Below are 16,321 nucleotides of genomic sequence, written 5' to 3' on the forward strand. Positions count from 1 at the left end.
CTCGGGTCCACGACAAGGACCTCCATCGCGACCGTTCCGCCGGACGACGGGATGATCCACGCCGTCCGATGCCAATCAGTCATGCAACGAGCAAGCCAGAATCTTGCGCACCCCGCTGACGCCAGCCCCGCGCCCCGATCGCAACGAACACGCGATGAGACGATGAGACGTACAAACAAGACCTTGGCGATGAGAGGGTTGTGAAATCACGCACCATGGTGACGACAGCACCGCCATGGATGGGCGGACAGCGGGGGGCCGGCGCACCCAATCGCGGCGCGACACCGGGCGCGGACTGCACTAAAAAAGAACATCGAGCGACTTTATGCACCAAAAAGGTGCAAATCAGTCGCCAAAGAAGATTCGCACCCCACGGAACACCGGGTCATCGGCGAGCGCCTCGGCCAGGCGTGTCCGCAATCGCTCGGCATCGGCTCCCTGGCGCAGACAGGCGGCGAGCGGGAAGTACACCTCGATGTCGATGGCCCCGTCGAGATAGTGCAGCAACACCCGCTGGCGCTCGTTGGCCTCGGGGATCGCCGACCAGGCCGAGGCCAGGCGCGCCAGTGCCTCGGCACGCAGCGGCAGCAGGTAGCAGGCGGAGAGGTGCTCGTCGTCCTCGGGGTCGATGTGCACGGTGACATCGGCGATCTCGTCGATCTCGCGCTTGAGCCGGCGTTCGACCAGGACGCTGATCATGTGACCTTCGGAGACACTGACGTAGGGATCGACCAGCACATGCACGTCGACCGACGCCTGCCCTCCGAGACGGCGGGTGCGCAGCATATGGATATCGCGCACCCCGCCGACCGAGTGGATGGTCTGCTTGACCGCCTCGAGCCGCTCGCCCTGCAGACCGGTATCGACCAGCTCGCTGGCCGCCTCCCAACCGAGTTCCCAGGCGATCTTGGCGATCATCAGCGCCACCATCACCGCGGCGATGGCGTCGAGATAGGGCAGCCCGGCCATGGTGCCGGCGATCCCCACCAGCACCACCACCGAGGAGACCGAATCGGAGCGATGGTGCCAGGCGTTGGCACGCAGCAGGTCGGAGCGCACCCGCTTGGCATGGGCCAGGGTCCACCAGTAGAGCCATTCCTTCACCAGGATCGAGGCCAGGGTGGCGCCGAGCGCGATGAGGTCGGGGCGCAGCAGCTCCTCGGGGCTGAACAATCGCTCGACCGCGTCCCAGCCGATGCCGATGGCCACCGCCAGCAGCAGGAAACCGAGCGCGAGGGTGGCAACCGTCTCGTAGCGCGCATGCCCATAGGGATGCTCCTGGTCCGGTCCCTGATGGGCCTGGCGCCCGGCGATCAGCACCAGGACGTCGGAGAGCAGGTCGGAGAGCGAGTGCAGCCCGTCGGCGACCAGCGCCTGCGAATGACCGAGCCAACCAGCGACGATCTTGATCGCCGCCAGCACCAGATTGAGCACGGCCCCGACCACGGCGGTCCGGGTCACGGCCTCGCGACGGGCATCGGCGCTGTGTTGATCGAGGGTCACGACTAGGGGCTTCCGCAGGTTGCGCCGACCGGGTCCGGGCCGACGGCGCTCCAGTATAAGCGACAGCGGCAGGTCGCATCAGCTTCCAGCGGCCAGCTGACAGCCGCCAGCGGGAAGGGATGGCGTTCATGACTCAAGGTTGGCCGATCAGATCAGCGTCCAACCCACGGCCTTCAGTAGGGAGGACAGGTTCGAGTCACCGGGGAGGCCACGCTCTTGCCCCTAGCAGCTAACGGCTAGCCACCGATGGCTGGCGGCTGGCGGCTGATGGCTGATGGCTGATGGCTGGCGGCTGATGGCTGGTCGCTGCCCCCGACCAACCCCATTGGCGCGCCAGCGACCCGAACCGATATAATTGCGCGTTTACGTCAACCGCCCCGATCCCAAGGAGCCCGCCTTGACTCTCCAATCCGAGGACCTCTCGACCTTCCAGGGCCTGATCTTCGCGCTCGAACGCTACTGGGCCGATCTCGGGTGCGTCGTCGTCCAACCCTATGACATGGAAGTGGGCGCGGGCACCTTCCACCCCTCCACCTTCCTCCGCTCGATCGGTCCCGAGCCGTGGCGCAGCGCCTATGTGCAGCCCTCGCGTCGCCCCACCGACGGGCGCTATGGCGAGAACCCCAACCGGCTGCAGCACTACTACCAGTTCCAGGTCGCGCTCAAGCCCTCGCCGGAGAACATCCAGGAACTCTATCTCGACTCGCTGCGCCGACTCGGCATCGACCCGCTGGAGCACGACATCCGCTTCGTCGAGGACAACTGGGAATCGCCCACGCTCGGCGCCTGGGGACTCGGCTGGGAGGTCTGGCTCAACGGCATGGAGGTGACCCAGTTCACCTACTTCCAACAGGTCGGCGGACTCGACTGCCGCCCGGTCACCGGCGAGATCACCTACGGGCTCGAGCGCATCGCCATGTACCTGCAGGGCGTCGAGAGCGTCTACGACCTGGTGTGGAGCCGCACCCCGGCGGGCATCGTCACCTATGGCGACGTCTTCCACCAGAACGAGGTCGAGCAGTCGACCTACAACTTCGAGATCGCCGACACCGACGCGCTGTTCGCGCAGTTCGACACCTGCGAGCGGGTCAGCACCCAACTCATCGAGCGCGGACTGCCGCTGCCGGCCTACGAGCAGATGCTCAAGGCCTCGCACACCTTCAACCTGCTCGACGCCCGCGGGGCGATCTCGGTGACCGAGCGCCAGCGCTTCATCCTGCGGGTGCGCACGCTGTCGCGGGCGGTCGCCAAGACCTATTACGAGAGCCGGGAGGCGCTTGGCTTCCCGATGCTGGCACAGTGAGGGAGAGAACATTGGACGCATCCACTGATCTGCTGATCGAGATCGGCACCGAGGAACTCCCCCCGCTGGCGCTGCCGCGCCTGTCGCAGGCCTTCGTCGAGGGCGTGGCGCGCGAGCTGCGCGAGCGCAGCATCGACTTCACCACCATCGAACCCTTCGCCGCACCGCGCCGCCTGGCGATGCTGGTGCGCGGCATCGCCACCCGCCAGCCCGACCAGCAGCAGGTGCGCCGCGGCCCGGCGCTCCGGGCCGCCTTCGACGACAGCGGCGCGCCGACCAAGGCCGCACAGGGCTTCGCCCGCTCCTGCGGCGTCGAGGTCGAGGCGCTGGAGCGCGAGGAGACGCCCAAGGGCACCTGGCTGGTCTATCACTCGACCCTCGCCGGTCGCGCCACCGCCGAGCTGATCCCCGAGATCGTCGAGGCCGCGCTCGCCACCCTGCCGATCCCGCGGCGGATGCGCTGGGGTGCGGGCGAGGCCGAGTTCGTGCGCCCGGTGCACTGGGTCTGCCTGCTGCTCGGTGAGCAGCCGGTCGCCGGCCGGGTGCTCGGCATCGAGGCCGGCACCAGCACCCGCGGTCACCGCTTCCATCACCCCGAGCCGATCGCCCTCGCGCGCGCCGACGACTATGCCGAGCAGCTGCGCACCACCGGCCGGGTCGAGCCCGACTTCGCCCAGCGCCGCGAGCAGGTGCGCGCCGGCGTCACCGCCCTGGCCGAGGCCGAAGGGTTGCGCGCGCGCATCGATCCCGAGCTGCTCGACGAGGTCTGCGCCCTGGTCGAGTGGCCGCAGCCGGTGCTCGGTCGTTTCGAGGAGCGCTTCCTGGAGATCCCCCCGGAGGTGCTGATCGAGACCATGCAGAGCAACCAGAAGTACTTCCCGGTGGAAGACGCCGAGGGTCGTCTGCAGGCCTGCTTCATCACCGTCGCCAACGTCGTCAGCCGCACCCCCGAGAAGGTGCGTGCCGGTAACGAGCGGGTGATCCGGCCGCGCTTCGCCGACGCCGCCTTTTTCTGGGAGCAGGACCTCAAGCAGCCGCTCGAGGCCTTCGCCGGCAAGCTCGAACGGGTGGTGTTCCAGGACAAGCTCGGCACCCTGGCCGAGAAGAGCGCGCGCGTGGCGCGGCTCGGGCGCTCCCTGGCCGCGCCGCTCGGCGGCGACCCGGCACTGATCGAGCGTGCCGCGCGGTTGGCCAAGTGCGACCTGGTCACCAGCATGGTCTACGAGTTCACCAGCCTGCAGGGCACCATGGGCCGCTACTATGCCGAGCGCGCCGGCGAGGACCCCTGCGTCAGCGCCGCCATCGAGCAGCAGTACCTGCCGCGCTTCGCCGGCGACGCCCTGCCCGAAGGGCTGTGCGGCCGCGCCCTGGCGCTCGCCGACCGGCTCGACACCCTGGTCGGCATCTTCGGCATCGGGCTGCGCCCGACCGGCACCAAGGACCCCTACGCGCTGCGACGGGCCTCGATCGCGGTGCTGCGCATCCTCATCGAGACCCCGCTCGACCTCGATCTGGAGGCGCTGCTGGAGCAGGCCGCCGCCGGCTACCCCGAGGGGCTGCTCGGCGCCGAGGTGGTCGGCGAGGTCCGCGACTACATGCTCGAGCGGCTGCGCGGCTACTACGAGGAGCAGGGCGTCGGCGCCGACGTCGTCGAGGCGGTGCTCGGCGCCGGCGGCGCCAACCCCTGGGAGCTCGACCGCCGCATCGCCGCGGTCGCGGCCTTCCGCGAACTGCCCCAGGCCGCCTCGCTGGCCGCGGCCAACAAGCGCATCCACAACATCCTGGCGAAGAACGCCGCGGCCGTCGGCGCGGCCGGGGCGGTCGACACCGGGTTGCTCGAGGATGCGGCCGAGCAGCGTCTCGCCGAGCGTGTCGCCGCGCTCGGCGAGACGGTCGCGCCACTGGTCGCCAGCCGCGACTATGGCCGCGTGCTCGCCACCCTGGCCGAGCTCGGCGGCGACGTCGACGCCTTCTTCGATCAGGTGATGGTGATGGCCGAGGACCCGGCGGTGCGCGCCAACCGCATCCGTCTGCTGCAGTCGCTCGGCGCGCTGTTCATGCAGGTCGCCGACATCTCGCGGCTGCAGCACTGAGCGCCCGACCCGGCATGACCGAACGGCTGGTCATCCTCGACCGCGACGGGGTCGTCAACCACGACTCCGACGCCTATATCAAGTCGGTCGAGGAGTGGCGGCCGATCCCCGGCAGCCTCGAGGCGATGGCCCGGCTCCACCATGCCGGCTGGCGGCTGGCCATCGCCACCAACCAGTCCGGCATCGCCCGCGGGCTGTTCGGCCCGAGCACCCTCGACGCCATCCACCAACGGTTGCGCGAGCAACTCGCCGATCATGGCGCCCGTGTCGAGATGATCGCCTTCTGCCCCCACGGCCCGGACCACGGCTGCGACTGTCGCAAACCGCTGCCCGGGCTGCTCGAGCAGATCGCCCGACGTCTCGGCGCCGATCTCCGCGGGGTGCCGGTGATCGGTGACTCGCTGCGCGATCTGGAGGCCGCGCGCGCCGTCGGCGCCGCGCCCTGGCTGGTGCGCACCGGCAAGGGCGAGCGCACCCTGGCGGCCTGCGCCGACCATCCGGGGCCCGACCCTCTGGCCGGCGTCCCGATCTTCCCCGACCTCAGCGCGGCGACCGACGCCCTGCTCGCATCCGACACACGCCCATGACCCTGATCCGCTCGCTCGTCTATCAATCCTTCATGTACATCACCATCGTGCTGTACGCCTCGCTGATCCTCGTCACCCCCAGGCAGGTCGGGGCCTGGCTGGCGCGGGGTTGGGCACGGCTCAACCTGCGCGCGCTCGGCTGGATCTGCGGACTGCGCTATCGCATCCAGGGGCTCGAGCACCTGCCCAAGGAGGCGACCATCGTGCTCGCCAAGCATCAATCGACCTGGGAGACCATCGCGCTGCGCGCCATCCTGCCGCTGGAACAGACCTGGGTGCTCAAGCGTGAGCTGATGCGTATCCCCTTCTTCGGCTGGGCGCTCAAGCGCTTCCAGCCGATCGCCATCGACCGCTCGGCCGGACGCCGCGCGGTCGCACAGCTGCTGCGCGAGGGGCTGGCGCTGCTCAAGGCCGGGCGCTGGGTGGTGGTCTTCCCCGAGGGCACCCGAGTGGCCGCCGGCGCACGTCAGCCCTATGCCATCGGCGGTGCGCTGCTGGCCGAGCGCAGCGGTCGACCGGTGCTCCCGGTGGCGCACAACGCCGGCGAGTTCTGGGGGCGACGCAGCCTGCACAAGCGCGCCGGCACCATCGACCTGGTGATCGGCCCGCTGATGGAGACCCAGGGACGCAAGGCCGCCGAGATCAATGCCGCGGTCGAGCAGTGGATCGAGGAGACCGTCGAGGCGCTGCCGCGCCCGGTCTCGGGCAAGGCCGGCACGCTGCAACAAGGGTAGGGCGCCGCCGCCCGCGGGAGCGGGAGCGGCGCACATCGGGCCGGGCAGGCCGCCCGGCCCGGAGGCACTCAGTCGAAGCCCGCGGGCGCGGCCTGGTGCCAGTGGGTGAGGTGCTGGTAGCGATGCGCAACATTGAGCAGCCGCGCCTCGTCGAAGTAGTTGCCGATGAGCTGCAGCCCGACCGGCATGCCCGCGACCGGCTCGACCGGGATCGACATCCCCGGCAGCCCGGCGAGGTTGGTGGCGATGGTGTAGATGTCGTTGAGATACATCGCCACCGGATCGTCCATCTTGTCGCCGAGGGCGAAGGCGGTGCTCGGGGTGGTCGGTCCCATGATCACGTCGACCTCCTCGAAGGCGCGCTTGAAGTCGTCGGCGATGAGCTGACGGATCTTCTGCGCCTTGAGGTAGTAGGCGTCGTAATAGCCGGCCGAGAGCACATAGGTGCCGATCATCACCCGGCGCTGCACCTCGGCGCCGAAGCCCTCGGCACGGCTGCGGGTGTAGAGATCCTCGAGGTCGGCGGGATCGGCGCAGCGGTGTCCGTAACGCACCCCGTCGAAACGGGCGAGGTTCGACGAGCACTCCGCGGGCGCCACCACGTAGTAGACCGGTACCGACAGCGGGCTGTTGGGCAGGCTGATCTCGCGGATCTCGGCACCGAGCTTCTCGTATTCGCGGATCGCCGCCTCGACCGCGGCGCCGACACGCGGGTCGAGCCCCTCGCCGAAGAACTCCTTGGGCAGGCCGATACGCAGACCGCTGATGTCGTTGTCGAGGGCGTCGACATAGTCCGGCACCGGCACGTCGGCGCTGGTCGAGTCGCGCTCGTCGAAACCGGCCATCTCGTCGAGCAGGAAGGCGGCGTCGGCGGCCGAGCGCGCCATCACCCCGGCCTGGTCGAGCGAGGAGGCGAAGGCGATCATCCCCCAGCGCGAGCAGCGCCCGTAGGTCGGCTTGATGCCGGTGATGCCGCACAGCGCCGCCGGCTGACGGATCGAGCCACCGGTATCGGTGCCGGTGGCCGCCGCGCACAGACGCGCGGCCACCGCCGCGGCCGAGCCGCCGGAGGAGCCGCCCGGCACCCGCGAGGTGTCCCAGGGGTTGGCGACGGGGCCGTAGTAGCTGGTCTCGTTGCTCGAGCCCATGGCGAACTCGTCCATGTTGGTCTTGCCGAGCATCACCGCGCCGGCGCCACCCAGACGCTCGACCACCGTCGCGTCATAGGGAGCGACGAAGTTGTCGAGCATGCGCGAGGCGCAGCTGGTGCGCACCCCCTTGGTGCAGAAGATGTCCTTGTGCGCGATCGGGATGCCGGTGAGCGGGCCGGCCTGGTCACGGGCGAGCGCCTCGTCGGCGCGCGCGGCGGCGGCGAGCGCGGCCTCGGCATCGACGGTGATGAAGCTGTTGAGCTGGGGATCGAGCCGCGCGATGCGATCGAGATAGTGACGGGTCAGCTCGGTGCTGGAGTATTTGCGCAGCCGCAGATCGGCGGCCAGCTCTGCGATCGACTTGTTCTGCATTATTCGATGACCTTCGGAACCAGATAGAGCCCGCCCTCGCTCAGCGGCGCGCCGGCTTGGTACTCGGCGCGGCGGTCCGGCTCGGTGGCCTGATCGGGCCGCAGCCGTTGGGCCATGTGCAGCGGGTGCGCCATCGGCTCGACGTCGTCGGTGTTCACCGAGTCCATCTGGGCCACGAGATCGAGAATATTGGAGAGTTCGGCGGCATAGCGCTCGGTCTGATCCGGGCTGATCGCCAGGCGCGCGAGGTGCGCGATCTTTTCGACGTCGGAACGATCCAGTGACATGTCCGTCCTGCTGGGCCTACAAAAATGGGGAGTCAAAATAGCATAGCGGCCATGGACGGTGGAACCAGCCGCCAGCGACCAGCGACCAGCGACCAGCGACCAGCGACCAGCGACCAGCGACCAGCGACCAGCGACCAGCGGATTGAACCGCAAAGCCGCGAAGCACGTGAAGTGCATGGTGTGTGATGTCGGCGTGAGACCACAGGCGGCACAGGTCCGCACCCACTGGCGGCTGATCGCTGGCGGCTGGCGGCTTATTCCCTGCACGCGAAGTGCATGGTGTGTGATGTCGGCGTGAGGCCACAGGCGGCGCGGGTCCGCACCCACTGGCGGCTGATCGCTGGCGGCTGGCGGCTTATTCCCTTTCGTGCCTTCGCGGTTCAATCCCCTGGTCGCTGGCGCCGCTGCCTTGCCCATCCCTGATTGCATTGCTAGATTAGCCGTCCTGTTTTTCAAGGATTCCCTCAGCGGACATCGATACCGGACGCCTGCGGGACCCGGCGCTCCTCTCTTCCTCCAAGGTAAGTATCTGATGGTATTCAGACGCATTCGCGGGATATTCTCCAACGATCTGTCGATCGACCTGGGGACCGCCAACACCCTCATCTTTGCCCGCGGACAAGGCATCGTGCTCAACGAGCCCTCGGTGGTCGCGATCCGTCATGACCGCGCCACCGGCGGCAAGTCGGTCGCGGCAGTGGGCGAGGAGGCGAAGCTGATGCTCGGACGGACCCCACAGAGCATCACCGCGGTGCGGCCGATGAAAGACGGCGTGATCGCCGACTTCACCGTCACCGAGAAGATGCTGCAGTACTTCATCCACAAGGTGCACGAGTCGCGCCTGATCAGTCCCAGCCCGCGGGTGCTGATCTGCGTGCCCTGCGGCTCGACCCAGGTGGAGCGGCGCGCGATCCGCGAGTCGGCCGCCGGCGCCGGCGCGCGCGAGGTCTTCCTGATCGAGGAGCCGATGTCGGCGGCGATCGGCGCCGGGCTGCCGGTGCACGAGCCCCACGGCTGCATGGTCATCGACATCGGCGGCGGCACCTCGGAGGTGGCGGTGATCTCGCTCAACGGCATCGTCTACTCCGCCTCGGTGCGCATCGGCGGCGACACCTTCGACGACGCCATCGTCAACTATGTCCGGCGCAACTACGGCACCCTGATCGGCGAGACCACCGCCGAGCGCATCAAGCACAACATCGGCTCGGCCTACCCCGGCAACGAGATGCTGGAGCTGGAGGTCAAGGGCCGCAATCTCGCCGAGGGCGTGCCGCGCAGCTTCACCCTCAACAGCAACGAGATCCTCGAGGCGCTGCAGGAGCCGATCTCGGGCATCGTCGGTGCGGTCAAGATGGCCCTGGAGCAGACCCCGCCGGAACTCGGCGCCGATGTCGCCGAGCGCGGCATCGTGCTCACCGGCGGCGGCTCGATGCTGCGCGGCTTCGACCGGCTGATCGAGGAAGAGACCGGACTGCCGGTGGTGATGGCCGACGACCCGCTGACCTGCGTGGCGCGCGGCGGCGGCAAGGCACTGGAGCTGATCGACGAGCGCGCCACCGGACTGTTCTCGGTCGAGTGAGCCCCGCCGTTGCGGGAACGCCCCGACACGAGCGGACTGGTCGCGCTCGGCACAATATCGGAAAATGACCCGCTCACGCCGCCCCTGATGCAGCAGGGGCGGAGCCCTGTCCACGGGGTTTGAACCACCCCGCGCGACGCAGCAGACGCGCTCTCCCCCAATCCAGTCATTGCCGAGGAGCCGACCATCAAACCCCTGTTCGTCCGCGGCCCATCTCCACTGCTCAGGATGATCGTGGCGGTGATTCTGTCCCTCGGGCTGATCATCGCCGACCACCACTACGATCATCTCGGTACGGTACGCTCGGCGCTCTCGCTGGTCGCCTATCCGCTGCACTATGTCGTCGACCTTCCGGCGCACATGATGCGTGACACCCAGGGGCGCCTCACCAACGCCGCCGAGCTGCGCGCGCGCAACGCCGCGCTGCATCGCGAGAACCTGACCCTCAAGGCCAGGCTGCAGCAGTTCGAGGCGCTGGAGGCTGAGAACATGCGGTTGCGCGACCTGCTCGGCTCCTCGTTCAGCGTCGGCGAACGGGTGTTGATCGCCGAGATCATGTCGCTCGACATCGCGCCCTACCGGCAACAGGTGATGATCAACAAGGGCTCGCGCTCGGGGCTGTTCGTCGGCCAGCCGGTGCTCGACGCCAACGCGGTGATGGGCCAGGTCATCCAGACCAACCCCTTCACCTCCACCGTGTTGCTGATCACCGACGCCGAGCACGCACTGCCGGTGGAGATCAATCGCAACGGTCTGCGCTCGGTGGCCGCCGGCACCGGCCTGAGCCAGGAGCTGCAGTTGCTGCACATCCCCAAGAACGCCGACGTGCGCGTCGGCGACCTGCTGGTGACCTCGGGGATGGGCGAGCGCTTCCCGCCGGGCTACCCGGTCGCCCGTATCAAGACCGTACGCCACGACCCGGACAACCCCTTCATCACCGTGCTCGCCGAGCCCACCGCCGCACTCGACCGCAGCCGTGAGGTGTTGCTGGTCTGGACCATGGACCCGGTGTTGCAACAGCAGGCACTCTCCGACACCCAGGGCGCGGAGGCCCCGCCCCGACCATGAGCGAGACCAGGCCACGCGGCGGCTGGCTGATCGGCCTCAGCCTGTTCGTCGCCTTCTCTCTCAGCATCCTGCCGATGCCGCTGCCGGCCGAGGCGCTGCGTCCGCAGTGGGTGGCGATGGTGGTGGTGTTCTGGTGTCTGCACACCCCCGAGCGGATCGGCGTCTTCTCGGCCTTCGCCAGCGGGGTGGCGCTCGACGTGATCTCCGGCACCCTGCTCGGTCAGCACGCACTCACCCTGTCGCTGCTCGCCTATCTGGTCGTCGAGCTGCACCAGCGCATCCGCATCTTCCCGATGTGGCAGCAGACCCTGTTCGTCTGGGTCCTGCTGCTCGCCGAACGGCTGCTCACCCTGTGGGTGCTCGGCGCCACCGGACAACCGATGCCGGCGCTGAGCTACTGGGCCCCGACCTTCCTCGGACTGATCTTCTGGCCCTGGCTGAGCGCGCTGCTCGGCGACCTCGGGCGACGCGCCGGAACCCTCTGAGACGATGCTCGAGTCAGGCTTCCAGGATCGCAAGCGCGAACAGCGGATCATCGCCACCCGCTCGGCGATCGCCGCACTGCTGGTGATGCTGGCCCTGGCGCTGCTGGTGGTGCGGCTGCTGCACCTGCAGGTCGAACGCCACGATCATTTCTCGGTGCTGTCGCAGGACAACCGGGTCAAGATCCAGCCGATCCCGCCGACCCGCGGACTGATCTACGACGCCAACGGCGTGCTGCTGGCCGAGAACCACCCCTCGTTCTCGCTCGAGATCACCATCGAGAAGGTGACCGATCTCGACGCCACCATCGAGGCGCTCTCCCGCATCATCCCGATCGACGACAAGGATCGCGCCCGCTTCGCCCGACTCAAGCGCCAGCGGATGCGCTTCCAGGGGGTACCGATCCGGCTCAACCTGACCCCGGCGGAGGTCGCCCGCTTCTCGGTCAACGGCCATCGCTTCCCCGGCGTCGACGTACGTGCCGAGCTGGTGCGCGCCTACCCGCTCGGACCCTATACCGCGCACGTGCTCGGCTATGTCGGGCGCATCAACGAGCGCGAGCTCAAGCGCATCGACGCGCGCAACTATGCCGGCACCCACTTCATCGGCAAGGGCGGGATCGAGAAGGCCCACGAGGACCTGCTCCACGGCGAGGTCGGTCACCAGCAGGTCGAGGTCAACGCCCGCGGCCGGGTGCTGCGCACCCTCGAGAGCCAGCCGCCGCTCCCCGGACGCGATCTCAGCCTTTATCTCGACATCAACCTGCAGCGCGCCACCACCGACATCCTCGGCGATCGCCGCGGGGCCATCGTCGCCATCGACCCGCGCAACGGTGGCGTACTGGCGCTGGTCAGCCAGCCGAGCTTCGATCCCAACCTGTTCGTCGAGGGGATCAGCCAGAAGGACTATCACGCACTGCTCTACTCGCCGGACAAGCCGCTGTTCAACCGCGCCATCCGCGGCCAGTACCCGCCGGGCTCGACGGTCAAGCCGTTCGTCGGGCTCGCCGGGCTGATCGAGGGCACGGTGACCGCGCAGAGCAAGGCCTATTGCCCCGGCTATTTCACCCTCCCCGGACACTCGCACCGCTTCCGTTGCTGGCGCCGCGGCGGTCACGGCCATGTCGATCTGCGTGCGGCGATGGCCGAGTCCTGCGACGTCTATTTCTACGATCTCGCCCACAAACTCGGTATCGACCGGCTGCATGCGCGCCTGGCCGAATTCGGCTTCGGCGCCGTCACCGGGATCGATCTCGCCGGCGAACTCGGCGGACTGCTGCCCTCGCGCGAATGGAAGCAGCGGGTCCGCAACCAGCCCTGGTTCCCCGGCGAGACGGTGATCATGGGCATCGGTCAGGGGGCCTATCTGGCCACCCCGCTACAGCTGGCCGCCGCCACCGCCACCCTCGCCAACCACGGTCATTTCATCGCCCCCCGGGTGGTGCGCGCCAGTCGCGCCTCGGAGCCCTCGCGATCGACCCCAGAGGAACCCCTGCCGATCGTCGAGCACCAGATCCAGGTCGAGAACCCGGCGCACTGGGACACCGTGATCGACTCCATGGTGGCGGTGATCGAGGACCGCCACGGCACCGCGCGCAAGATCCGCTCCCCCGACTACCACATCGCCGGCAAGACCGGCACCGCGCAGGTCTTCACCATCGGTCAGAGCGAACGCTACGACGCCGAGACCGTGCCCGAGCGGCTCAAGGACCACGCGCTGTTCGTCGCCTTCGCCCCGGTCGAGGACCCGCGCATCGCCGTCGCCGTGGTGGTCGAGAACGGCGGCAGCGGCAGCGCCACCGCCGCGCCCATCGCGCGGCGGGTGATCGACGCCTATCTCGGCGGCGAGCCGCTGCCGCCGGAGGAAGAGGAGAAGCGCGCCGATGGCGACTAACACCCGCGCCGCCCAGCTCGACCGTGGGGTCGACGAACCGCTGCCCGGTCCGCTGCGACGACTGCACATCGACGCGCCGCTGCTGGTGGCGCTGCTCGGACTGTGCGGCTTCGGGCTGATGGTGCTCTACAGCGCCAGCGACCAGAGCCCGCTGGCGGTGGAGCGCCAGCTGATCCGACTCGGCATCGCCTTCGCGCTGATGCTGGCGGTGGCGCAGATCCCGCCGAACCGACTGCGCAACTGGTCGCCCTCGCTGTTCGTCGCCGGCTGCATCATGCTGGTGGCGGTGCTGGTGGCCGGCGAGATCGGCAAGGGCGCGCAACGCTGGCTCGACCTCGGCTTCGTGCGCTTCCAGCCCTCGGAGCTGCTCAAGCTCGCGGTGCCCATGGCGGTCGCCTGGATCCTCGCCGCCCGGCCGCTGCCGCCCTCGCGCACCCGCATCCTGCTGGCGGCGTTCATCACCATGATCCCGGTGGTGCTGATCGCCAAACAGCCCGATCTCGGCACCTCGCTGCTGGTGGCCAGCGCCGGGGTGATGGTGCTGTTCATCGCCGGGCTGAGCTGGCGGATGATCGGCGCGCTCGCGCTCATCGCCGCCGCCGCCGCGCCACTGCTGTGGTTCGGCATGCACGACTACCAGCGCGAGCGCGTGCTCACCTTCCTCAACCCGCAGTCCGACCCGCTCGGTTCGGGCTATCACATCATCCAGTCGCAGATCGCCATCGGCTCCGGCGGGGTCTCGGGCAAGGGCTGGCTCAACGGCACCCAGTCGCACCTGGAGTTCCTGCCCGAGCGCAACACCGACTTCATCTTCGCGGTGATCGGCGAGGAGTTCGGCTTCGCCGGCATCCTCGCGCTGCTCGCGCTCTATCTGTTCATCATCCTGCGCGGGCTGGTGATCGCCAGCCGCGCCCAGGACAACTACGGTCGGCTGCTCGCCGGCGGCCTGATCATGGTGTTCTTCGTCTATGTCTTCGTGAACACCGGGATGGTCACCGGACTGCTGCCGGTGGTCGGCGTGCCGCTGCCGCTGATCAGCTACGGCGGCACCTCGATGGTCACCCTGATGATCGGCTTCGGGATGATCATGAGTATCGAGACACATCGAAAAAGGGTTCGGATTTAAGCGCTTTGCGCATATACTGGAGGTCGAGTGTCAAGGAAAGCGTGCAGCGCGACGGGCGTTTGTGCACGACACCATCACCTTCAGGATCGAGCTGCCGTCGATCCGCACCGAGACTCAGGACCGATCGAGCACCGATGCGAACCCTGATCACCCTGTTGAGCGCCCTGCTGCTGCTCGCCACCGCCGAGGCCGCGCCCGACAGTTATCGGGATGCCGCAGCCACCTTCGTCACCGAGATGGCCGCGCGCCATGACCTCGATGCCGAGCGGCTCGCCGCCCTGATCGCCGGGGCCGAGTATCGCCAGGAGATCATCGATGCCATGGAGCAGCCCTACGAGGGCAAGCCCTGGCACCGCTATCGCGCACTCTTTCTCACCCCCGAGCGCATCGCCGGCGGACGCGCCTTCCACGCCGCCCATGCCGAGCAGCTCGCGCGGGCCGAGGCGCGTTACGGCATCCCTGCACCGGTGATCGTCGCCATCATCGGCATCGAGACCCGCTACGGCGAGGTGCTCGGTCGTCATCGCGCGCTCGACGCGCTGACCACGCTCGGCTTCTCCTACCCCAGACGCGCCGCCTTCTTCCGTCGCGAGCTCGAGCAACTGATCCTGCTCGGCGCCGAGGAGGGGATCGATCTGAGCGTCGTACGCGGCTCCTACGCCGGCGCGCTCGGCATGCCCCAGTTCATCCCCTCGAGCTATCGCGCCTATGCCGTCGACTTCGACGGCGACGCGCGGCGCGACCTGTGGCGCAGCAGCGCCGATGTCATCGGTAGCATCGCCAACTATCTCGCGCGTCACGGCTGGCGCGCAGGCGGCCCGGTGGCGATCCCCCTGGCGCAGCCGCCAGCGACCATGCCGGCAGTGGTGCGCAAGGCGCCGCGCGCACCCGCGACCACCCTCGGCGCGCTGCGCGCCGCCGGCATCGACCCGATGGCCGCAAACGGGCTCGCGCCGGAGACGCCGGCCAACCTGATGTGCCTGGATGGCGGCGCGGCAGGCGAGCGCTGCTGGATCAGCTTCGCCAACTTCTACGCCATCACCCGCTACAACCACAGCAACCTCTACGCCATGGCCGTGCACCAGTTGAGCGAGGCGATCGGGGAGACGCCGCCATGAGCGCGTCCCGCATCGCGGTCGATCAACAGGCGCTGTCGCAGGGGAGGATCCGCATGTCCATACCGTCCGCTCGTCCATCGCACCGTCGGCTGCTGATCGCACTGGCGATCGGTGCAGCCGCGCTCGGCGGCTGTGCCAGCCAGCCGGGTCAACACCAGCTCGACGCCTTCGACGACGTCCCGCCGGAGATCGCCGACATCCCCGACGCCGTCCCCAAGGTCGAACCCAGGTCCAGATACGGCAACCCCAAGTCCTACGAGGTCTTCGGCAAACGCTACTACACCAAGGCAAGCAGCCGCGGACACGTCGAGCGGGGCCTGGCCTCCTGGTACGGCAAGGACTTCCACGGTCGCCGCACCAGCTCGGGCGAGCCCTATGACATGCACGCCATGACCGCAGCCCATAAGACCCTGCCGCTGCCGACCTATGCCCGGGTGACCAATCTCGAGAACGGCCGCAGCGTGGTGGTGCGGATCAACGATCGCGGTCCCTTCCACGGCTCGCGCGTCATCGACCTGTCCTATACCGCCGCAACCAAGCTCGGCATGGCGCGCAAGGGCACCGCCATGGTCGAGGTCCGCGCCATCGACCCACGACGACCGGATGCCGATCCCGGCCCGCTGGTGGCGGGCGGCGAGCACGCACCGCAGCGTGCTCGCGACACCACTCCCCCGGCGTCCGAGCCCGCCAGGGCGACGACCAAGCCGGTCACGACCGCCGCGCGTACCACGGATGGCGGCAGCGGTGGCCTCTATGTCCAGGTCGGCGCCTTCGGCGATCCGCGCAACGCCGAGCGGCTGCGCTCCCGGCTGCGTCCGGAACTCGGCGACCCGATCCTGGTCGAGAACACCCGTAGCGCCGACAATGCGCTCTATCGGGTCCGCATCGGCCCGCTGGCCTCGCGCACCGAAGCCAGCGCCCTCACCGAACGCCTGGCAGGGCTCGGCATCGCCGAGACCCGCCTGGTGCAGAACTGACCCTCGGGTCCGCCCAACCGGCGGCGGCGTCACCGCCGCCGGTGCCC

At 68.8% G+C, this 16,321-nt stretch carries 14 protein-coding genes; 11 read left to right on the top strand and 3 right to left on the bottom strand.

Features of this window, described 5'->3' with window-relative positions:
- Positions 1-345: 345 nt before the first annotated feature.
- Positions 346-1,503 (bottom strand): cation diffusion facilitator family transporter, encoded by a 1,158-nt coding sequence (locus ACAM26_RS03045; RefSeq protein ID WP_369613100.1) that lies wholly within the window; start codon positions 1,501-1,503, stop codon positions 346-348.
- Positions 1,504-1,900: 397 nt separating this feature from the next.
- Here ACAM26_RS03045 and glyQ point away from each other — a divergent pair, with 397 nt between their 5' ends.
- Genes glyQ through ACAM26_RS03065 form a run of 4 tightly spaced genes read left to right on the top strand, consistent with a single transcriptional unit; the run spans position 1,901 to position 6,220 of the window.
- The gene (gene glyQ, locus ACAM26_RS03050) at positions 1,901-2,806 is read left to right on the top strand and encodes a glycine--tRNA ligase subunit alpha (RefSeq protein ID WP_123139075.1); all 906 of its coding nucleotides are present in this window, start codon (positions 1,901-1,903) and stop codon (positions 2,804-2,806) included.
- An 11-nt stretch (positions 2,807-2,817) separates the two neighbouring features.
- On the top strand, positions 2,818-4,899 hold the full coding sequence (gene glyS / locus ACAM26_RS03055) for a glycine--tRNA ligase subunit beta (RefSeq protein ID WP_369613101.1): 2,082 nt from the start codon (positions 2,818-2,820) through the stop codon (positions 4,897-4,899).
- 14 nt (positions 4,900-4,913) lie between these two features.
- Positions 4,914-5,486 carry a D-glycero-beta-D-manno-heptose 1,7-bisphosphate 7-phosphatase gene (gene gmhB / locus ACAM26_RS03060; protein ID WP_369613102.1) on the top strand — a complete coding sequence of 191 codons (573 nt, stop codon included), beginning with the start codon at positions 4,914-4,916 and terminating at the stop codon, positions 5,484-5,486.
- Positions 5,483-6,220: a 1-acyl-sn-glycerol-3-phosphate acyltransferase gene (locus ACAM26_RS03065; protein WP_123139078.1), complete on the top strand. Its 738-nt coding sequence runs from the start codon at positions 5,483-5,485 to the stop codon at positions 6,218-6,220. Before gmhB ends, ACAM26_RS03065 begins: the two co-directional genes overlap by 4 nt.
- A gap of 68 nt (positions 6,221-6,288) precedes the next feature.
- Here the strand turns inward: ACAM26_RS03065 and gatA are convergent, their stop codons facing one another.
- Both gatA and gatC read right to left on the bottom strand, forming a co-directional pair.
- On the bottom strand, positions 6,289-7,743 hold the full coding sequence (gatA, locus tag ACAM26_RS03070) for an Asp-tRNA(Asn)/Glu-tRNA(Gln) amidotransferase subunit GatA (protein ID WP_123139079.1): 1,455 nt from the start codon (positions 7,741-7,743) through the stop codon (positions 6,289-6,291).
- Complete coding sequence (gene gatC, locus ACAM26_RS03075; RefSeq protein WP_005222284.1) at positions 7,743-8,030, bottom strand: Asp-tRNA(Asn)/Glu-tRNA(Gln) amidotransferase subunit GatC; 288 nt, start codon at positions 8,028-8,030, stop codon at positions 7,743-7,745. Before gatC ends, gatA begins: the two co-directional genes overlap by 1 nt.
- Positions 8,031-8,562: 532 nt before the next feature.
- Between gatC and ACAM26_RS03080 the strand changes: the two genes are divergently transcribed.
- The 7 genes from ACAM26_RS03080 (at position 8,563) to ACAM26_RS03110 (ending at position 16,274) form a co-directional block, all read left to right on the top strand.
- A complete protein-coding gene (locus tag ACAM26_RS03080; protein ID WP_123139080.1) occupies positions 8,563-9,609 on the top strand; it encodes a rod shape-determining protein in 1,047 nt (348 codons plus the stop codon).
- Positions 9,610-9,849: 240 nt separating this feature from the next.
- Entirely contained in the window at positions 9,850-10,677 is an 828-nt protein-coding gene (mreC, locus tag ACAM26_RS03085) for a rod shape-determining protein MreC (RefSeq protein WP_243695628.1), read from the top strand.
- Positions 10,674-11,162, top strand: coding sequence for a rod shape-determining protein MreD (gene mreD, locus ACAM26_RS03090; RefSeq protein ID WP_123139082.1), 489 nt, complete (start codon positions 10,674-10,676; stop codon positions 11,160-11,162). The genes mreC and mreD overlap by 4 nt, the downstream gene beginning before the upstream one ends.
- 4 nt (positions 11,163-11,166) lie before the next feature.
- Complete coding sequence (mrdA, locus tag ACAM26_RS03095; protein WP_123142196.1) at positions 11,167-13,053, top strand: penicillin-binding protein 2; 1,887 nt, start codon at positions 11,167-11,169, stop codon at positions 13,051-13,053.
- Entirely contained in the window at positions 13,043-14,179 is a 1,137-nt protein-coding gene (gene rodA / locus ACAM26_RS03100) for a rod shape-determining protein RodA (RefSeq protein WP_123139084.1), read from the top strand. The genes mrdA and rodA overlap by 11 nt, the downstream gene beginning before the upstream one ends.
- A gap of 134 nt (positions 14,180-14,313) precedes the next feature.
- Entirely contained in the window at positions 14,314-15,297 is a 984-nt protein-coding gene (mltB, locus tag ACAM26_RS03105; RefSeq protein WP_369613103.1) for a lytic murein transglycosylase B, read from the top strand.
- Between the two features lie 53 nt (positions 15,298-15,350).
- Positions 15,351-16,274, top strand: a complete 924-nt coding sequence (locus ACAM26_RS03110) for a septal ring lytic transglycosylase RlpA family protein (protein ID WP_223806050.1) — start codon at positions 15,351-15,353, stop codon at positions 16,272-16,274.
- Positions 16,275-16,321: the final 47 nt, after the last annotated feature.

The organism is Marichromatium sp. PS1 (genome assembly GCF_041155115.1).
In the GTDB taxonomy this organism is placed as follows: Bacteria; Pseudomonadota; Gammaproteobacteria; order Chromatiales; family Chromatiaceae; genus Marichromatium; species Marichromatium gracile.